Below are 16,136 nucleotides of genomic sequence, written 5' to 3'. Positions count from 1 at the left end.
GGAACCTTGGGCGTATCGATCGCGTCAACGTCGGAACTGCTTCGGAATCCGTTGCGAAGAACGGCACGGACATACGATCCGATGATCACATTCAGTCATTGCGAGCTTTGCCCGACTTGTTACCTTGGCCACATTCCAATTGAATCGAAGGTTAACAAAAGAGGGTGGATGTGATTCGAAGGTCGTCTTCCGAATGGATGGCGACAGGCTCAGGCGGCCCCGGAGCGTCCCGCAACGCCTGGGCCGGGTGCGGGAACCGCAGCCGCCGTCCGGAAATCGCCGGGTAACGTTTCGGAACCCGGGACGCCGAAGGGGCCGGACTCCACGAGTCCGGCCCCTTCGATCACCATCCGTGACGGGCGGCGCGGCTACGCCACCGGCAGCCAGCCCGTCTGGACCATCTGCCCGCCGGTCACCCTGCGTGACACGTAGACCCCTCGGCCCGGCGGCAGCGCCTGCGGCTTGACCGTCCCCAGCAGCGCGCCCTCGTCCCGGTTGCCGGAGAGGATCACGCCCTGCCCGCCCAGCTCGCGCATCCGCTGCAGCACCGGCTCGTACAGCGAGCGGCCGGCGCCGCCCGCGCTGCGGGCCACGATCACCCGCAGGCCGATGTCACGGGCGAACGGCAGGAACTCGGCCAGCGGGGCCAGCGGGTTGCCCGAGCTCGTCGCCACCAGCTCGTAGTCGTCGACGATCACGAACATGTCCTTGCCGCTGTACCAGCTGCGGTTGCGCAGCTGCTCGGCGGTCACGTCCGGGCCCGGCAGACGGCGCGAGCAGGCCCCGCGCAGCATGTCCACGATGGCCGCCATGGCCGGCTGCGCGGCCGCGTACTCCACCAGGTACTCCTGCGGCACCGTGCCGAGCAGCGCGCGCCGGTAGTCGCCGACCACGATGCCCGCCTGGTCCGGGGTGTACCGCTCGGTGATCTGCTTGATCAGCATCCGCAGCACCGCCGACTTCCCGGACTCGGTGTCGCCGAAGACGATGAACAGCGGGTCGGTCTCGAAGTTGACGAAGGCCGGAGCCAGCTCCGCCTCGTCCACGCCGAAGGCGACGCCGCGCTCCGGGTGCTCGGAGCCCTTCGGCAGCGAGTTGCCGTCCAGGACGGCCGGCAGCATCCGCACCTGCGGGGCGCGCGGGCCGGTCCAGGCGCCGTCGACGGCGCCGACCAGCCCGGCCACGCCGTCCTGGAGGTCGTCCACCGAGGAGGAGCCGTCCAGACGCGGCAGGCCGGACAGGAAGTGCAGCCGCTCCGCGGTGATGCCGCGCCCGGCCAGCGCCGGGACGTTCTGCGCCACCCGGCGGTCGACCTCGGACTCCATCGCGTCACCGAGCTTCAGCTCGGTCCGGTTCTGGAGCAGGTCCTTCAGCGCCGGGCGCACCTCGGCGTACCGGGTCGCGGTGACGACCAGGTGCACGCCGTAGCCGAGGCCGCGCTGGGCGATGTCGCCGATCACCGGCTCCAGGCCCTCGAACTCCTGCTTGAAGGTGTTCCAGCCGTCGATCACCAGGAAGACGTCGCCGAACGCCTCGTCCGGCAGCCCGCCGGCCGCCCGGCGGGCCCGGTAGGTGGCGATGGTGTCGATCCCGGCGACCCGGAACAGCTCCTCGCGCCGGTTCAGCACTCCGTGCACCTCGGAGACCATCCGTCGCACCTTGTCCACGTCCAGGCGCCCGGCCACCCCGCCGACGTGCGGCAGCCCGGCCAGCGACTGGAAGCTGCCCGCACCGAAGTCGAGCAGGTAGAACTGCACCTCCAGCGGCGTGTGGGTGAGGCCGAACGAGGCCACCGTGGTGCGCACCACGGTCGACTTGCCCGAGCGCGGGCCGCCCACGACCAGGCCGTGGCCGGCCGCCCCCGCGTAGTCGACCTCCAGGATGTCCGTCTTCTGCTCGCGCGGCTTGTCGACGATGCCGATCGGCACCCGCAGCCGGCCCGCCGGGTAGCCGGGCGCGGTCAGCCCGCGCTCCGGCACGACCTGGAGCGGCGGCAGCAGGTGGTCCATGCTCGGCGCCTCCTCCAGCGGCGGCAGCCACACCTGGTGCGCGGCCGGGCCCTGGCCGGCCATCCGCTGGACGAACACGTCCAGCACGGTGTCCACCAGCGCGTCGTCCTGCTCCGGGGCCTGCGGCGCGACCTCCTCCTCCACCGGGTCCGGCAGGTCCACGAAGGCCGCGGTGAACTCCACCGGGCGCGCGTTGATCCGCCGGCCGCCGGTCGACCGCTGCTGCCCCGGCGCCCGGTAGGGCCCCGAGACGTAGGCGGCCTTGAACCGGTCCATCACGTCCTCGCCGAACTTGAGGTAGCCGACACCGGGCACCGGCGGCAGGTGGTAGGCGTCCGGCACGCCGATCGCCGCCCGGGACTCCGCGGCCGAGAAGGTGCGCAGACCGATCCGGTACGACAGGTAGGTGTCCAGGCCGCGCAGCTTGCCCTCCTCCAGGCGCTGCGAGGCCAGCAGCAGGTGCACGCCCAGCGAGCGGCCGATCCGGCCGATCTGGATGAACATCTCGATGAAGTCGGGCTTGGCGGCGAGGAGTTCGGAGAACTCGTCGATGATCAGCACCAGCGAGGGCAGCGGGTCCAGTGCCGCGCCGGCCGCCCGGGCCCGCTCGTACTCGTGGATGTTGGCGTAGTTGCCCGCGGAGCGCAGCAGCTCCTGGCGGCGGTGCAGCTCGCCCTCGATCGCGTCGCGCATGCGGTCGACCAGGGTGAGTTCGCCCTCCAGGTTGGTGATCACCGCGGAGGTGTGCGGCATGTCCGCCATGCCGGAGAAGGTCGCACCGCCCTTGAAGTCGGCGAGGACGAAGTTCAGGATCTCCGAGGTGTGGGTCATCGCCAGCGCCAGCACCAGTGTGCGCAGCAGCTCCGACTTGCCGGAACCGGTCGCGCCCACGCACAGGCCGTGCGGGCCCATGCCCTCCAGCGCGGCCTCCTTGATGTCCAGGTAGACGTGCTCGCCGTTGGCGCCGATGCCGATCGGCACCCGCATCCGCTCGTGCTGGGCGCGCGGGCGCCAGCTGCGGGCCACGTCGAAGGAGCCCGGGTCCCCCGAGCTCATCATGTCGGTGAAGTCGAGGTTGGACAGCAGCGGCTCGTCGTCGCCGCCGGCCGAGATCCGGTACGGCGCCAACTGCCGCGCCAGCGCCTCGGACTGCCACACCGAGAGCAGGTCGGGCTTGCCGGTGTACGTCGCGCCGGAGGCCGAGCGCAGCACCAGCTTGTCGGCACCGACCGTCACCATCAGGTGCCCGCTGGGCTCGTCGACCTCGCCCGGCACCACCTCGATGACCGTCACGCCCTGCACGCCCTCGGGACTCGCCAGCAGCGAGTCGTGCGGCACCCCGGCGCCGTCCATGACGACCACCAGGTGCGGCTGGTCGGCCGGGGGCGCCACCTCGCGCACGAAGCGCTGGCGGCCGGAGAGTTCGTCCTGGAGCAGGTACTCCAGGTCGCCCAGGTCGGTCGCGAACAGCCGGCGCGAGCCCGCGCCGTCGGCCTCCTTGCGGTGCTGGTTGTGCGGGAGCCACTTGGTCCACTCCCACTCCTCGGCCGCGCCGGGTGCCGCCGCGACCGCCACCATCAGGTCGTCCGGCGAGTGCAGGGTGGTCAGCTGGGAGAGGATCGCGCGCACGTTGCCGTACACCGAGTCCGGGTCCCCGCACACCGTGATGTGGTAGAAGGCGCGCAGCGAGACCGCCAGCGGCAGGTCCTGGAGGGTGCCGTGGGCCTTCAGGAAGGAGTGCATCGCGGCCGCCGACAGCGGCTCCAGCTCGTCCATCGGCGCGGTCTGCGGCGCCACCAGCGGGGTGGACAGCTGGACCGGCCCGAGGCCCACCCGGATCTGCGCGAAGTCGCCGTCCCCGGTGCGCCGTTCCCACAGCCGCCGGCCGTCCTCGACGATCGACCACAGCTGGTCCGGCGCCGGGTTCAGGAACAGCAGCGCGCCGCGCTGGCGCTCCGCCGTGCGGCGCACCTGGCGGCGGGTCTGCTGGAGGTACTTCAGGTAGTCGCGCCGCTCGTCCGCCATCGCGGTCGAGCCGCCCTTGCGGGCCCGGACGATCTGCGCCAGCACCATGCCCAGCGTCGAGGCGACCATCAGGCCGCCCATGATCTTCATCGGGGCCGCGGCCCCCGGGGAGAAGAAGAACACCGCCGAGCCGCCCATGCCCAGCATCGGCAGGATGCTCATCAGCCAGTCCTCGCCGCCCTGCCGGGGAAGCTCGGGCGGGCTCACCAGCTCCACCGGCTCGTCCGGCACGGTGGGCGGGTACGCCCTGGCCGGTCGCTTGACCGTGATCACACCCATGTGTCATCCACCCCGCGGCGTCGATCGATCACTTCGGCATCAGCCCTCACGCGATTGCGCACGGTCCGTACGGGAATCCGGTGGCCGGGGACGCCCCACCCAGCAGCCCCCGTACCTTTGCGCAGGCGCCGATCCTAACGGTCGCCCCCGCACCGCCCGCCAGGGCCCGGTACGCGCCGCCCGGCGGGGCCCGATACGCACCGGCAGCGGGCACGAACCGAACGGGTAGGGTAACGCCGCGCCAACTCGCGGCCCGGCCGGGCCGGTTCCACAGCCACACCGAGCGCCGCCGTGCCTCGGCACCGTCAACAAGGGGGAGCGCCACGTGCGTCGAAGGATCGAGGTGGGGGCACTCATGAGCGAGCGCAGCGGGCTCGCCGTCGGGTGCGCACCGGGCGGGGTGCCCGCCGAGCGCGGCGAGGTGGGGGCATGAGCGCTGCGGCGACCGGCTACTGCCGGGTGACCGTCGTCGCCCCGGACCGCCGGATCGACGTCGCCCTGCCCGAGGACGTCCCGCTCGCGGACGTCTACCCCGAGGTGCTGCGGCTGGCCAACCAGAGCCAGCCCGACGGCACCCCCACCGGCTTCCACCTGGTCCGCCGCGACGGCACGGTGCTCGACAGCGGACTGCCGCTGGCCGCCCAACAGGTCCGCGACGGCGATCTGCTGGCGCTGCGTCCCTTCGCCGAGTCGCTCCCGCCGGCCGTCTACGACGACGTCGCCGACGCGATCGCCAGCGCCGTCGAGGCCGACCGCCGGTTCTGGACCGCCGAGCTGATGCGCGGCTTCGGCCTGATCGGCGCGGGGGTGCTGCTCACGCTGCTCGGCTTCGCGCTCTGGTTCTCCGACCTGCGCCACGACATGCACGGCCTGCCCGGCGTCCTGGCCGGGGTCACCGCCGTCGTGCTCACCGCGCTCGCCGGGGTGCGCGCCCGGGTCTACCAGGACGCCCCCGCGGCCGTCGCGCTCGGCCTCGGCGCGCTGCCGCACGCCATGATCGGCGGCAGCGGCGTCATCGCCGTCGCCCACCCGTGGGACGGCCCGGGCCGGCTCCAGTTCCTGGCCGGCTGCGTCGCCGTCCTGGTGGTCTCCGTGCTGCTGGCCGGCCTGCTGCCGGAGCGGGACGCGGTGTTCGTCGCCGCCGCCCTGGTCTCCACCGCCGGCTCGCTCGCCACCTTCGCCGCCGTCCTGCTGCCGCAGACCCCGGCCGGGCACATCGCCGCCGTCACCGGTGTCGCGGCCGTCGCCGTGATCGGCTTCCTGCCCGGCCTCTCCGCCCGCTTCGCCCGGCTGCCGGTCGGCTTCAGCGCCCCGGGCCAGACCCGTACCCGCAGCCGCGACTACGACGAGGAGGCCGAGCGCGCCGAGGCCGTCCAGTACGAGCGGATCGCGCACCAGGCCCGCCGCGGCCACGAGGTGCTGGTCGGCCTGGTCGGCGGCTGTGCCGCGGTCGTGGTCGGCGCCTGCGCCGTCCTCGGCTTCACCGACGAGACCTTCCCGGAGCTGCTCGCGCTCGCCCTGGGCCTGGCCACCATGCTGCGCGCCCGGCTGTTCCGCTACACCGCGCAGGTGCTCAGCCTCACCGTGGCCGGCCTGCTCGGCCTGTGCCTGCTGATCGTCGGGCTCTCCCTGCACACCCCGCAGTTCTTCCTGCGGGCGGCCGGCTCCACCACCGAGCTCGACCTGCGCACGATCTGGCTGACCGCCTCCATCGCCTTCGGCGCCGCGCTGCTCACCGCGATCGCCCTGGTGGTGCCGCGGCTCGGGGTCTCCCCGTTCTGGGGGCGCATCCTGGACCTGGTGGACAGCCTCACCCTGATCGCGCTCGTCCCGCTCGCGCTCGCCGTCCTGGAGATCTACCGGCTGGTCCGCGGCGCCACCGGCTGACCCTCCGGCCGGCCCTCCGCCGCCCGCCTGTCGCCTGCCTGCCGCCCACCCGCCGCCCGCCGGACGGCCGGATGGGCGGCACTGGTACGCTTGGCCTCCGAGCGCAGCCGTGTGTCCGCATCCCCTCCGTGGGCTGCACCGTGCCGGCCGCGCTCACGACACCGAGTTCTCGATGAGTCCTGTGCTGTCGACCAGGACCGCTCGGTAGACCCCGAAGGAGTTGCAGTGGCTCTCGCCTCTGACGTCAAGAAGCAGATCATCGCCGAGTTCGGCCAGAAGGAGGGCGACACCGGCTCCCCCGAGGTCCAGGTGGCCATGCTCTCCCGCCGCATCTCGGACCTGACCGAGCACCTCAAGGCCCACAAGCACGACCACCACTCGCGTCGTGGCCTGCTGATCCTGGTCGGCCAGCGTCGCCGCCTGCTCCAGTACCTGGCCAAGAAGGACATCGAGCGTTTCCGTACGCTCGTCGACCGCCTGGGCATCCGCCGCGGTGCCGCCGGCGGCGCCCGCTGAGAACGCCGCCAGGGGGCGGCTCCCCTCCACCGGGGAGCCGCCCCCCGCGCGTATGCCGCGGCTGTCGAGCCGCGGCGCCCTGACATAACAACTCGCGCGCACCTCCCCAGGTGGCCGAGGATTGCACCGTAGGGTTGTGGGCATGCCGGGTGATGGCGCACCAGCGCGCCACCCGGGCAGAAGGACCCGAACCCCCCGCGGGACGAAGGCTTCAAACGGAAGCCGCCCGCATCCGAGAGAGCGTCCAGACGCGAATCGCCCTCCCCGGCCAGGCAGCCGTGAGGCGCCGGTCCTCGGTAGTGGCCGTCGGAACCCCGCAGACCGAGCGGGACACTCCGGAGGCTTCGATCGAAGACCGGCTCGACTGCCGCCCTCCCTGACGAGGGCCATGGGCCCACCGAGGCAGTGCGCGGGGACGCTCTCCCGGAGACGTACGAAAGAGGAGATCTTCCAGGTGGAAGAGAACGTGTTCTACGCCGAGGCCGTGATCGACAACGGTTCCTACGGCACCCGTACCATCCGCTTCGAGACCGGCCGTCTGGCCCGTCAGGCCGCCGGTTCCGCCGTGGCCTACCTGGACGACGACACCATGGTGCTGTCGGCCACCAGCGCGTCCAAGCAGCCGAAGGAGCACTTCGACTTCTTCCCGCTGACCGTGGACGTCGAGGAGCGGATGTACGCCGCGGGCCGCATCCCCGGCTCGTTCTTCCGTCGCGAGGGCCGGCCCTCCGAGGACGCGATCCTCACCTGCCGCCTGATCGACCGCCCGCTGCGCCCGTCCTTCGTCAAGGGCCTGCGCAACGAGGTCCAGGTCGTCGTCACCGTGATGGCGCTCAACCCCGACCACCTGTACGACGTGGTCGCGATCAACGCCGCCTCCGCCTCCACCCAGCTGGCGGGCCTGCCGTTCTCCGGCCCGATCGGTGGCGTGCGCGTCGCGCTGATCAACGGCCAGTGGGTCGCCTTCCCGACCCACAGCGAGCTGGAGTCGGCCGTCTTCGACATGGTCGTCGCCGGTCGCGTCCTGCCGGACGGCGACGTCGCGATCATGATGGTCGAGGCCGAGGCCACCGACAAGACCATCAAGCTGGTCGAGGGCGGCGCCGACGCGCCGACCGAGGAGATCGTCGCCTCCGGCCTGGAGGCCGCGAAGCCGTTCATCAAGGTCCTGTGCGCCGCGCAGGCGCAGCTGGCCGCCCAGGCCGCCAAGCCGACCGGTGAGTTCCCGGTCTTCCTGGACTACCAGGACGACGTCCTCTCCGCGCTGACCGCCGCCGTCAAGGACGAGCTCGCGCAGGCCCTGACCATCGCGGGCAAGCAGGAGCGCAACAACGAGCTGGACCGCGTCAAGGCGCTGGCCGCCGAGAAGCTGCTGCCCGAGTTCGAGGGCCGCGAGAAGGAGATCAGCGCCGCCTACAACGCGCTGACCAAGAAGGTCGTCCGCGAGCGCGTCATCACGGACAAGGTCCGCATCGACGGCCGCGGCGTCACCGACATCCGCACCCTGGCCGCCGAGGTCGAGGCCATCCCGCGGGTGCACGGCTCGGCCCTGTTCGAGCGCGGCGAGACCCAGATCCTGGGCGTCACCACGCTGAACATGCTGCGCATGGAGCAGCAGCTGGACACGCTCTCCCCGGAGACGCGCCGCCGCTACATGCACAACTACAACTTCCCGCCGTACTCCGTCGGTGAGACCGGCCGCGTGGGCTCGCCCAAGCGCCGCGAGATCGGCCACGGCGCGCTCGCCGAGCGCGCCCTGCTGCCGGTGCTGCCGACCCGCGAGGAGTTCCCGTACGCCATCCGCCAGGTCTCCGAGGCGCTGAGCTCCAACGGCTCCACCTCGATGGGCTCGGTCTGCGCGTCGACCATGTCGCTGCTGAACGCCGGTGTGCCGCTGAAGGCCGCCGTCGCCGGCATCGCCATGGGCCTGATCTCCCAGGAGATCGACGGCGAGACCCACTACGTCACGCTGACCGACATCCTCGGCGCCGAGGACGCGTACGGCGACATGGACTTCAAGGTCGCCGGTACCCGCAACTTCATCACCGCCCTCCAGCTGGACACCAAGCTGAACGGCATCCCGGCGTCGGTGCTCGCCGCCGCGCTGAAGCAGGCCAAGGACGCCCGCCTGCACATCCTCGACGTGATGAACGAGGCCATCGACTCGCCCGACGAGATGTCCCCGAACGCGCCGCGCATCATCACCATCAAGATCCCGGTGGACAAGATCGGTGAGGTCATCGGCCCCAAGGGCAAGATGATCAACCAGATCCAGGAGGACACCGGCGCCGAGATCACGATCGAGGACGACGGCACCATCTACATCGGTGCCGCCGACGGCCCGGCCGCCGAGGCCGCCCGCACCACGATCAACCAGATCGCCAACCCGACCATGCCGGAGGTCGGCGAGCGCTACCTGGGCACCGTGGTCAAGACCACGACCTTCGGCGCGTTCGTCTCGCTGATGCCGGGCAAGGACGGTCTGCTGCACATCTCGCAGATCCGCAAGCTGGCCGGTGGCAAGCGCGTGGAGAACGTCGAGGACGTCCTCGGCGTCGGCGCCAAGGTGCAGGTCGAGATCGCCGAGATCGACCCGCGCGGCAAGCTCTCCCTGATCCCGGTCGTCGAGGGCGAAGAGGGCGGCGAGGCCGCTTCCGAGTGAAGCGCCGCTAGCTGACTCCCGCGGCCCGTACGCCTCCCGGCGTGCGGGCCGCACCCCGTTGTCCACGCGTTCGTCCGTACGTGCCCCCGTGCACGTGCGTTTCCTCTGGAGGTACCCCCCGTGGCGCAGGCCCCGGCGGTAAAGCAGCGTCCCGGCACCACCCGGACCCTGCTCAAGGGCGTCGACGGCGCCGGCACGGTGCGCCGCACCGTCCTCCCCGGCGGCCTTCGGGTCGTCACCGAGACCCTGCCGACGGTGCGCTCCGCGACCTTCGGCATCTGGGTCGGCGTCGGCTCGCGGGACGAGACCCCGCAGCTCAACGGCGCCACCCACTACCTGGAGCACCTGCTCTTCAAGGGCACCGAGCGGCGCAGCGCGCTGGACATCTCGGCGGCCCTGGACGCGGTCGGCGGCGAGATGAACGCCTTCACCGCGAAGGAGAACACCTGCTACTACGCCCGGGTCCTGGACACCGACCTGCCGCTGGCCATCGACGTGGTCTGCGACATGCTCACCGGCTCGCTGATCCGCCCTGAGGACGTGGAGGCCGAGCGCGGCGTCATCCTGGAGGAGATGGCGATGGCCGAGGACGACCCGGGCGACGTGGTGCACGACCTGTTCGCCAAGGTGATCTACGGCAGCGGCCCGCTGGGCCGTCCGATCCTCGGCACCCAGGAGACCATCAGGACGCTCACCCGGGACCAGATCGCCGGCTTCTACCGCCGCCGCTACCGGCCCGAGCACCTGGTCATCGCGGCGGCCGGCAACCTCGACCACCGCAAGGTCGTCAAGCAGGTCGAGCAGGCCTTCGCGCCGGTGCTGGCGGCCTCCACCGCGGCCCCCGCCGAGGCCCGCCGCGGCGTCAAGGCGCTGCGTACGGCCGGCCGGGTCGAGGTGCTCAACCGCTCCACCGAGCAGGCCCACCTGGTGCTGGGCGTGCCCGGCGTGCCGCGGCACGACGAGCGCCGCTGGGCGATGGGCGTGCTGAACGCGGCCCTCGGCGGCGGGATGAGCTCCCGGCTGTTCCAGGAGGTCCGCGAGAAGCGCGGCCTGGCGTACTCGGTCTACTCGTACTCCTCGTCCTACGCGGACAGTGGCCTGTTCGGCATCTACGCCGGCTGCCAGCCCAAGCGGGTCGAGGAGGTGCTGCGGATCTGCCGCGCCGAGCTGGCCAAGGTGGTCGAGGAGGGCATCACCGAGGAGGAGCTGAACCGGGCGATCGGCCAGATCTCCGGCTCCACCGTGCTCGGCATGGAGGACAGCGGCTCGCTGATGAACCGGATCGGCAAGGCCGAGCTCAGCTACGGGCACCACCTGTCGGTGGACGACATGCTGGAGCGGATCGCGTCGGTGACCCTGGAGGACGTCCACGCGGTGGCCCGTGATGTGCTGGGCGCGTACCGGCCGTCGCTGGCGCTGATCGGCCCGGTCAACGACAAGCGGGCCGCCAGGCTCGCCGATCTGCTGGTGTGAGACCGAGACTGCTGGTGAGAGGACTTTCGCTATGACGCTGCGTGTCGCCGTGATCGGTGCCGGGGGACGGATCGGCTCCGAGGCGGTCAAGGCCGTCGAGGCCGCGCCGGACCTGGAGCTGGTCGCCACCCTCGGCCGCGGCTCCGCGCTGGAGGAGCTGACCGGGGCCGGCGCGCAGGTCGCCGTCGAGCTGACCCACCCGGACTCGGTGATGGGCAACCTGGACTTCTGCCTGCACCACGGCATCCACGTGGTCACCGGCACCACCGGCTGGACGGACGAGCGGCTCGCCACCGTCCGCGGCTGGCTGGACGAGGCCCCGGAGCTCGGCCTGCTGATCGCGCCGAACTTCTCCATCGGCGCCATCCTCGGCATGAAGTTCTCCCAGATCGCCGCCCGGTACTTCGAGTCGGTCGAGGTGGTCGAGCTGCACCACGACCGCAAGGCCGACGCCCCCAGCGGCACCGCCACCCGTACCGCCCAGCTGATCGCCGCGGCCAGGGCCGAGGCGGGCCGGCCGCCGCAGCAGGACCCGACCACCCACAGCCTGCCCGGCGCGCGCGGCGCCGACGTGGACGGCGTGCCGGTGCACGCGGTGCGGCTGCGCGGCCTGCTCGCCCACCAGCAGGTGATGTTCGGCGACACCGGTGAGACGCTCACCATCCGGCACGACTCGCTGCACCACAGCAGCTTCATGCCGGGCATCCTGCTGGGCGCGCGCAGGGTCGTCGGGACGCCGGGGCTGACCTTCGGCCTCGAACACTTCCTGGACCTGTGACCGTGCCGAACTCCAGGAGTGCGTCATGACCTCCCGCACCGGCTTCTTCGCCCTGTCCGGCGTGCTGCTGCTGGTCGCGCTGGTCTGCGTGGGCGAGGGCGTCCAGCTGATCGCCACCGGCAAGCCGCTCGGCATCGGCCTCGGCGTCTGCGCCTTCGTGGTCCCGGTGATCGGCGTCTGGTTCCTGCGCCAGACCGTCCGCTTCGGCCGGGACAGTGAGCGGCTGGCCCGCGAGCTGGAGGCCGAGGGCGGCCTGCCGGTGGACGAACTGAAGCGCAGCAAGGGCGGGCGGATCGACCGGGCCTCGGCCGACGCGGTGTTCGCCCGCCGCCGGACCGAGGCCGAGGACACGCCGGGCGACTGGCGGGTCTGGTTCCGCCTCGCCGTGGCCTACGCCGACGCCGGCGACACCCCGCGCGCCCGCAAGACCATGCAGCACGCCATCAGGCTGCACAGCACCGAACCCGCAAGGAGTAACGCGTGAGCGACGAACCGACGGCCCCCAGCTTCCGCAGTGACGTGACGGTGGAGCTGGTCCGCAGCGCCGCCGCCGACTCGGACGTCATCTGGGCGGCCCGGGTCTCGACCGCGGGCGAGCAGTCCCTGGAAGCCGTCCAGCAGGACCCGGAGAAGTCCAAGGGCCTGATCAACTTCCTGATGCGCGACCGGCACGGCACGCCGTTCGAGCACAACTCGATGACCTTCTTCATCAGCGCGCCGATCTTCGTGTTCCGGGAGTTCCACCGGCACCGCAGCGGCTGGTCGTACAACGAGGAGTCCGGCCGCTACCGCGAGCTCCAGCCGGTCTTCTACGTCCCGGGCGAGGAGCGAAAGCTGGTCCAGCAGGGCCGTCCCGGCAAGTACGAGTTCTACGAGGGCACGCCCGAGCAGCACAGGACCACCACCGAGGCGATGGAGGCCGCGTACCGCGAGTCCTACGTCCGCTACCAGGAGATGCTGGCCGCCGGGGTGGCCCGCGAGGTGGCCCGCGCGGTGCTGCCGGTGGGCCTGTTCTCCTCGATGTACGCGACCTGCAACTCGCGTTCGCTGATGCACTTCCTCTCCCTGCGCACCAAGCGGGAGAACTCGGCGGTGCCGTCGTTCCCGCAGCGCGAGATCGAGATGGTCGCCGAGCAGATGGAGGAGCAGTGGGCCCGGCTCATGCCGCTCACCCATGCGGCCTTCGAGAAGCACGGCCGGGTCGCCCCCTGACCTGGGACGACAGGCATCCGGGCAGAGTGTCTGGCATGTCTGGATTGCGGCTTTTCTAGCCGCTCCCTACATTCGTGAACACGGATTCCGGTGCTGCCCGAACCCCCGAGCGGGCAGCACCGGAATCCCACGTCCACACCCCCGGCGCGCTGCGCCGGTCCGAACAGCGGACCGGCATGGGTACCGCCCCACCGCCTACGAGTAGCTTTGGACGCATGGCTCCGACCTCCACCCCCCAGACGCCGTTCGGCCGGGTCCTGACCGCGATGGTCACCCCGTTCACCGCCGACGGCGGACTCGACCTCGACGGCGCCCAGCGCCTCGCCACGCACCTCGTGGACTCCGGCAACGACGGCCTGGTCGTCAACGGCACCACCGGTGAGTCCCCGACCACCAGCGACGCCGAGAAGGCCCAGCTGGTGCGCGCCGTGGTCGAGGCGGTCGGGGACCGCGCCCACGTGGTGGCCGGCGTCGGCACCAACGACACCCACCACAGCGTCGAGCTGGCCCGGCAGGCGGAGGCGGCCGGAGCGCACGGCCTGCTGGTCGTCACGCCGTACTACAGCAAGCCCCCGCAGGAAGGCCTGTACCGGCACAACGTGGCCGTCGCGGACGCGACCGGGCTGCCGGTCATGCTGTACGACATCCCGGGCCGCAGCGGGGTCGCGCTGAGCCACGAGACGCTGGTCCGCCTCGGCGAGCACCCGCGGATCGTCGCCAACAAGGACGCCAAGGGCGACCTCGGCGCCGCGGCCTGGGCCATCGCCCGCGCCGACCTGGCCTGGTACTCCGGTGACGACATCCTCAACCTGCCGCTGCTGTCCGTCGGAGCCGTCGGCGTGGTCAGCGTCGTCGGGCACGTGGTGGCCGGGGACCTGCGGGCGATGATCGAGGCCTTCCTGGCGGGCGATGTGGTCAAGGCCACGAGCATCCACCAGCGCCTGCTGCCGGTGTTCAGCGGTATGTTCCGCACCCAGGGCGTGATTCTCGGCAAGGCGGCGCTGGAACTCCAGGGCCTGCCGGCCGGCCCGCTGCGGCTGCCGCTGGTCGGAGCGACGCCGGAGGAGATCGCGCGATTGAGGCAGGATCTCGCCGCCGGCGGGGTACACCTCTGACAGACACGGACGTGCGCGCCCCGGCTCGCCGGACCTCCCAGGGTCCGCCGCTGGACCGGACCGAAGGCGCGAGAGCACAGACCCAGTAGGAAACGACACTGAGTACGCACGCCATATGTCTCCAGGGGGAGGACCCCGGGCATGTGGCGTGCGTCGTGAGGAGAGTCTTTTGAGCCACCCGCACCCCGAGCTCGGCGCGCCCCCGGCACTGAAGGAGGGCGCCCTCCGGATCACCCCGCTCGGCGGCCTCGGCGAGATCGGCCGCAACATGACGGTCCTCGAGTACGGGGACCGCATCCTGATCATCGACTGCGGCGTCCTCTTCCCCGAGGACGAGCAGCCCGGCGTGGACCTGATCCTCCCGGACTTCACCTACATCCGGGACCGTCTCGACAAGGTCGACGGCATCGTCCTGACCCACGGGCACGAGGACCACATCGGCGCCGTCCCGTTCCTCCTGCGGGAGAACCCGGACATCCCGCTGATCGGGTCCAAGCTGACCCTGGCCCTCATCGAGGCCAAGCTCGCCGAGCACCGCATCCGGCCGTACGTGCTGGAGGTCAAGGAGGGCGAGCGCGAGCGCATCGGTCCCTTCGACTGCGAGTTCATCGCGGTCAACCACTCCATCCCGGACGCCCTCGCCGTGGCGGTCCGCACCCCCGCCGGCATGGTCGTGGCCACCGGCGACTTCAAGATGGACCAGCTCCCGCTGGACGGCCGCCTGACCGACCTGCCGACCTTCGCCAAGCTGGCGGAGGAGGGCATGGACCTGCTGCTGGTGGACTCCACCAACGCCGAGGTCCCCGGCTTCATCCCGCACGAGCGGGACATCTCGGCCGCGCTGCGGAACGTCTTCGCGAACGCGGACAAGCGCATCATCGTCGCCTCCTTCGCCAGCCACGTGCACCGCATCCAGCAGGTGCTGGACGCCGCGCACGAGTACAAGCGCAAGGTCGCCTTCGTCGGCCGCTCGATGGTCCGCAACATGGGCATCGCCCGCGACCTCGGCTACCTGAAGGTCCCCGGCAACATGGTCGTGGACGTCAAGCAGCTGGACGACCTGCCGGACAAGGAGGTCGTGCTGATCTGCACCGGCTCGCAGGGCGAGCCGATGGCCGCGCTGTCCCGGATGGCCAACCGCGACCACCAGATCCGCATCGTCGAGGGCGACACCGTCGTCCTGGCCTCCTCGCTCATCCCGGGCAACGAGAACGCCGTCTACCGGGTGATCAACGGCCTGACCCGCTGGGGCGCCAAGGTCGTGCACAAGGGCAACGCCAAGGTGCACGTCTCCGGCCACGCCTCGGCCGGCGAGCTGCTCTACTTCTTCAACATCTGCAAGCCGCGCAACCTGATGCCGGTCCACGGCGAGTGGCGCCACCTGCGCGCGGCCGCCGAGCTGGGCATCGCCACCGGGGTGCCGCGCAACCGCGTGGTCATCGCCGAGGACGGTGTCTGCGTCGACCTGGAGAAGGGCGTCGCCCGGATCGTCGGCAAGGTGCAGGCCGGCTACGTCTACGTGGACGGCTCCTCGGTCGGCGACATCACCGAGGCCTCGCTCAAGGACCGCAGGATCCTCGGCGAGGAGGGCTTCATCTCGGTCTTCGTCGCGGTCGACTCGACCAACGGCAAGATCATCGGTCGCCCGACCATCCAGGCCCGCGGTTCCGGCATCGACGACAACGCGTTCGTTCCGGTCGTCGCCAAGCTCCAGGAGGCCCTGGACCGCTCGGCGAGCGACGGCGTGCTGGACCCCCGCCAGGTGCAGCAGCTCGTCCGCCGGACCATCGGCAAGTGGGTCGCGGACAACTACCGCCGCCGGCCGATGATCCTGCCCGTCGTGGTCGAGGTCTGACGCTCGCTCAACACCGGCTGAGGCTGGTTTGACGTGGGGCGACCCGGTGCGTAATGTTCTCCGGGTTGCCCCACGGGACGGCCCCTCGGAAACGGACTCGAATTTGAATTCGAGAACGACCGGGGAAAACGGACCGAGAGATTCTGATAGAGTCCGGGAGCGCCGAAAGGCAAAAGCGGATCGAATGAATGAAACTCCGGAAAACGGAGCGGAAAACATCTGATAAGCTTGAAACACGAAAGAACGAAGCCCGGAGGGCCTGCTGGAAGGCAGTCCGAAGGAAGCGTCCGTTCCTTGAGAACTCAACAGCGTGCCAAAAGTCAAC

General features: G+C 71.2%; 10 protein-coding genes. 9 read left to right on the top strand and 1 reads right to left on the bottom strand.

Annotated elements, in window-relative coordinates:
• Positions 1-368 precede the first annotated feature (368 nt).
• A complete protein-coding gene (gene eccCa / locus ACIQOW_RS38680; protein ID WP_401092523.1) occupies positions 369-4,313 on the bottom strand; it encodes a type VII secretion protein EccCa in 3,945 nt (1,314 codons plus the stop codon).
• 429 nt (positions 4,314-4,742) lie between these two features.
• Between eccCa and eccD the strand changes: the two genes are divergently transcribed.
• The 9 genes from eccD (at position 4,743) to ACIQOW_RS38635 (ending at position 15,811) form a co-directional block, all read left to right on the top strand.
• The gene (eccD, locus tag ACIQOW_RS38675) at positions 4,743-6,200 is read left to right on the top strand and encodes a type VII secretion integral membrane protein EccD (protein WP_401092522.1); all 1,458 of its coding nucleotides are present in this window, start codon (positions 4,743-4,745) and stop codon (positions 6,198-6,200) included.
• 225 nt (positions 6,201-6,425) lie between these two features.
• Positions 6,426-6,716 (top strand): 30S ribosomal protein S15, encoded by a 291-nt coding sequence (gene rpsO, locus ACIQOW_RS38670; protein ID WP_148645116.1) that lies wholly within the window; start codon positions 6,426-6,428, stop codon positions 6,714-6,716.
• 454 nt (positions 6,717-7,170) lie between these two features.
• The gene (locus ACIQOW_RS38665; protein WP_188295045.1) at positions 7,171-9,378 is read left to right on the top strand and encodes a polyribonucleotide nucleotidyltransferase; all 2,208 of its coding nucleotides are present in this window, start codon (positions 7,171-7,173) and stop codon (positions 9,376-9,378) included.
• 120 nt (positions 9,379-9,498) lie between these two features.
• On the top strand, positions 9,499-10,851 hold the full coding sequence (locus ACIQOW_RS38660; protein ID WP_401092521.1) for a M16 family metallopeptidase: 1,353 nt from the start codon (positions 9,499-9,501) through the stop codon (positions 10,849-10,851).
• Between the two features lie 31 nt (positions 10,852-10,882).
• Positions 10,883-11,629, top strand: a complete 747-nt coding sequence (gene dapB / locus ACIQOW_RS38655; protein WP_188295044.1) for a 4-hydroxy-tetrahydrodipicolinate reductase — start codon at positions 10,883-10,885, stop codon at positions 11,627-11,629.
• A 25-nt stretch (positions 11,630-11,654) separates the two neighbouring features.
• Positions 11,655-12,113: a hypothetical protein gene (locus ACIQOW_RS38650; protein ID WP_401092520.1), complete on the top strand. Its 459-nt coding sequence runs from the start codon at positions 11,655-11,657 to the stop codon at positions 12,111-12,113.
• Positions 12,110-12,841, top strand: coding sequence for an FAD-dependent thymidylate synthase (gene thyX, locus ACIQOW_RS38645; RefSeq protein WP_401092519.1), 732 nt, complete (start codon positions 12,110-12,112; stop codon positions 12,839-12,841). Before ACIQOW_RS38650 ends, thyX begins: the two co-directional genes overlap by 4 nt.
• Before the next feature lie 215 nt (positions 12,842-13,056).
• Positions 13,057-13,956 carry a 4-hydroxy-tetrahydrodipicolinate synthase gene (gene dapA, locus ACIQOW_RS38640; RefSeq protein WP_401092518.1) on the top strand — a complete coding sequence of 300 codons (900 nt, stop codon included), beginning with the start codon at positions 13,057-13,059 and terminating at the stop codon, positions 13,954-13,956.
• 169 nt (positions 13,957-14,125) lie between these two features.
• Positions 14,126-15,811, top strand: a complete 1,686-nt coding sequence (locus ACIQOW_RS38635; RefSeq protein ID WP_401092517.1) for a ribonuclease J — start codon at positions 14,126-14,128, stop codon at positions 15,809-15,811.
• Positions 15,812-16,136 lie beyond the last annotated feature (325 nt).

The sequence above is a fragment of the Kitasatospora sp. NPDC091335 genome (assembly GCF_044757205.1).
Classification (GTDB): domain Bacteria; phylum Actinomycetota; class Actinomycetes; order Streptomycetales; family Streptomycetaceae; genus Kitasatospora.
The sequence above is the reverse complement of the archived record's forward strand: the minus strand, read 5'-3'. Positions and strand labels throughout refer to the sequence as shown.

Coding starts and splice junctions, on each gene's coding strand:
- dapB (WP_188295044.1), top strand. CDS start 10,883: ATGACGCTGCGTGTCGCCGTGATCGGTGCCGGGGGACGGATCGGCTCC.
- eccD (WP_401092522.1), top strand. CDS start 4,743: ATGAGCGCTGCGGCGACCGGCTACTGCCGGGTGACCGTCGTCGCCCCG.
- dapA (WP_401092518.1), top strand. CDS start 13,057: ATGGCTCCGACCTCCACCCCCCAGACGCCGTTCGGCCGGGTCCTGACC.
- ACIQOW_RS38650 (WP_401092520.1), top strand. CDS start 11,655: ATGACCTCCCGCACCGGCTTCTTCGCCCTGTCCGGCGTGCTGCTGCTG.
- eccCa (WP_401092523.1), bottom strand. CDS start 4,313: ATGGGTGTGATCACGGTCAAGCGACCGGCCAGGGCGTACCCGCCCACC.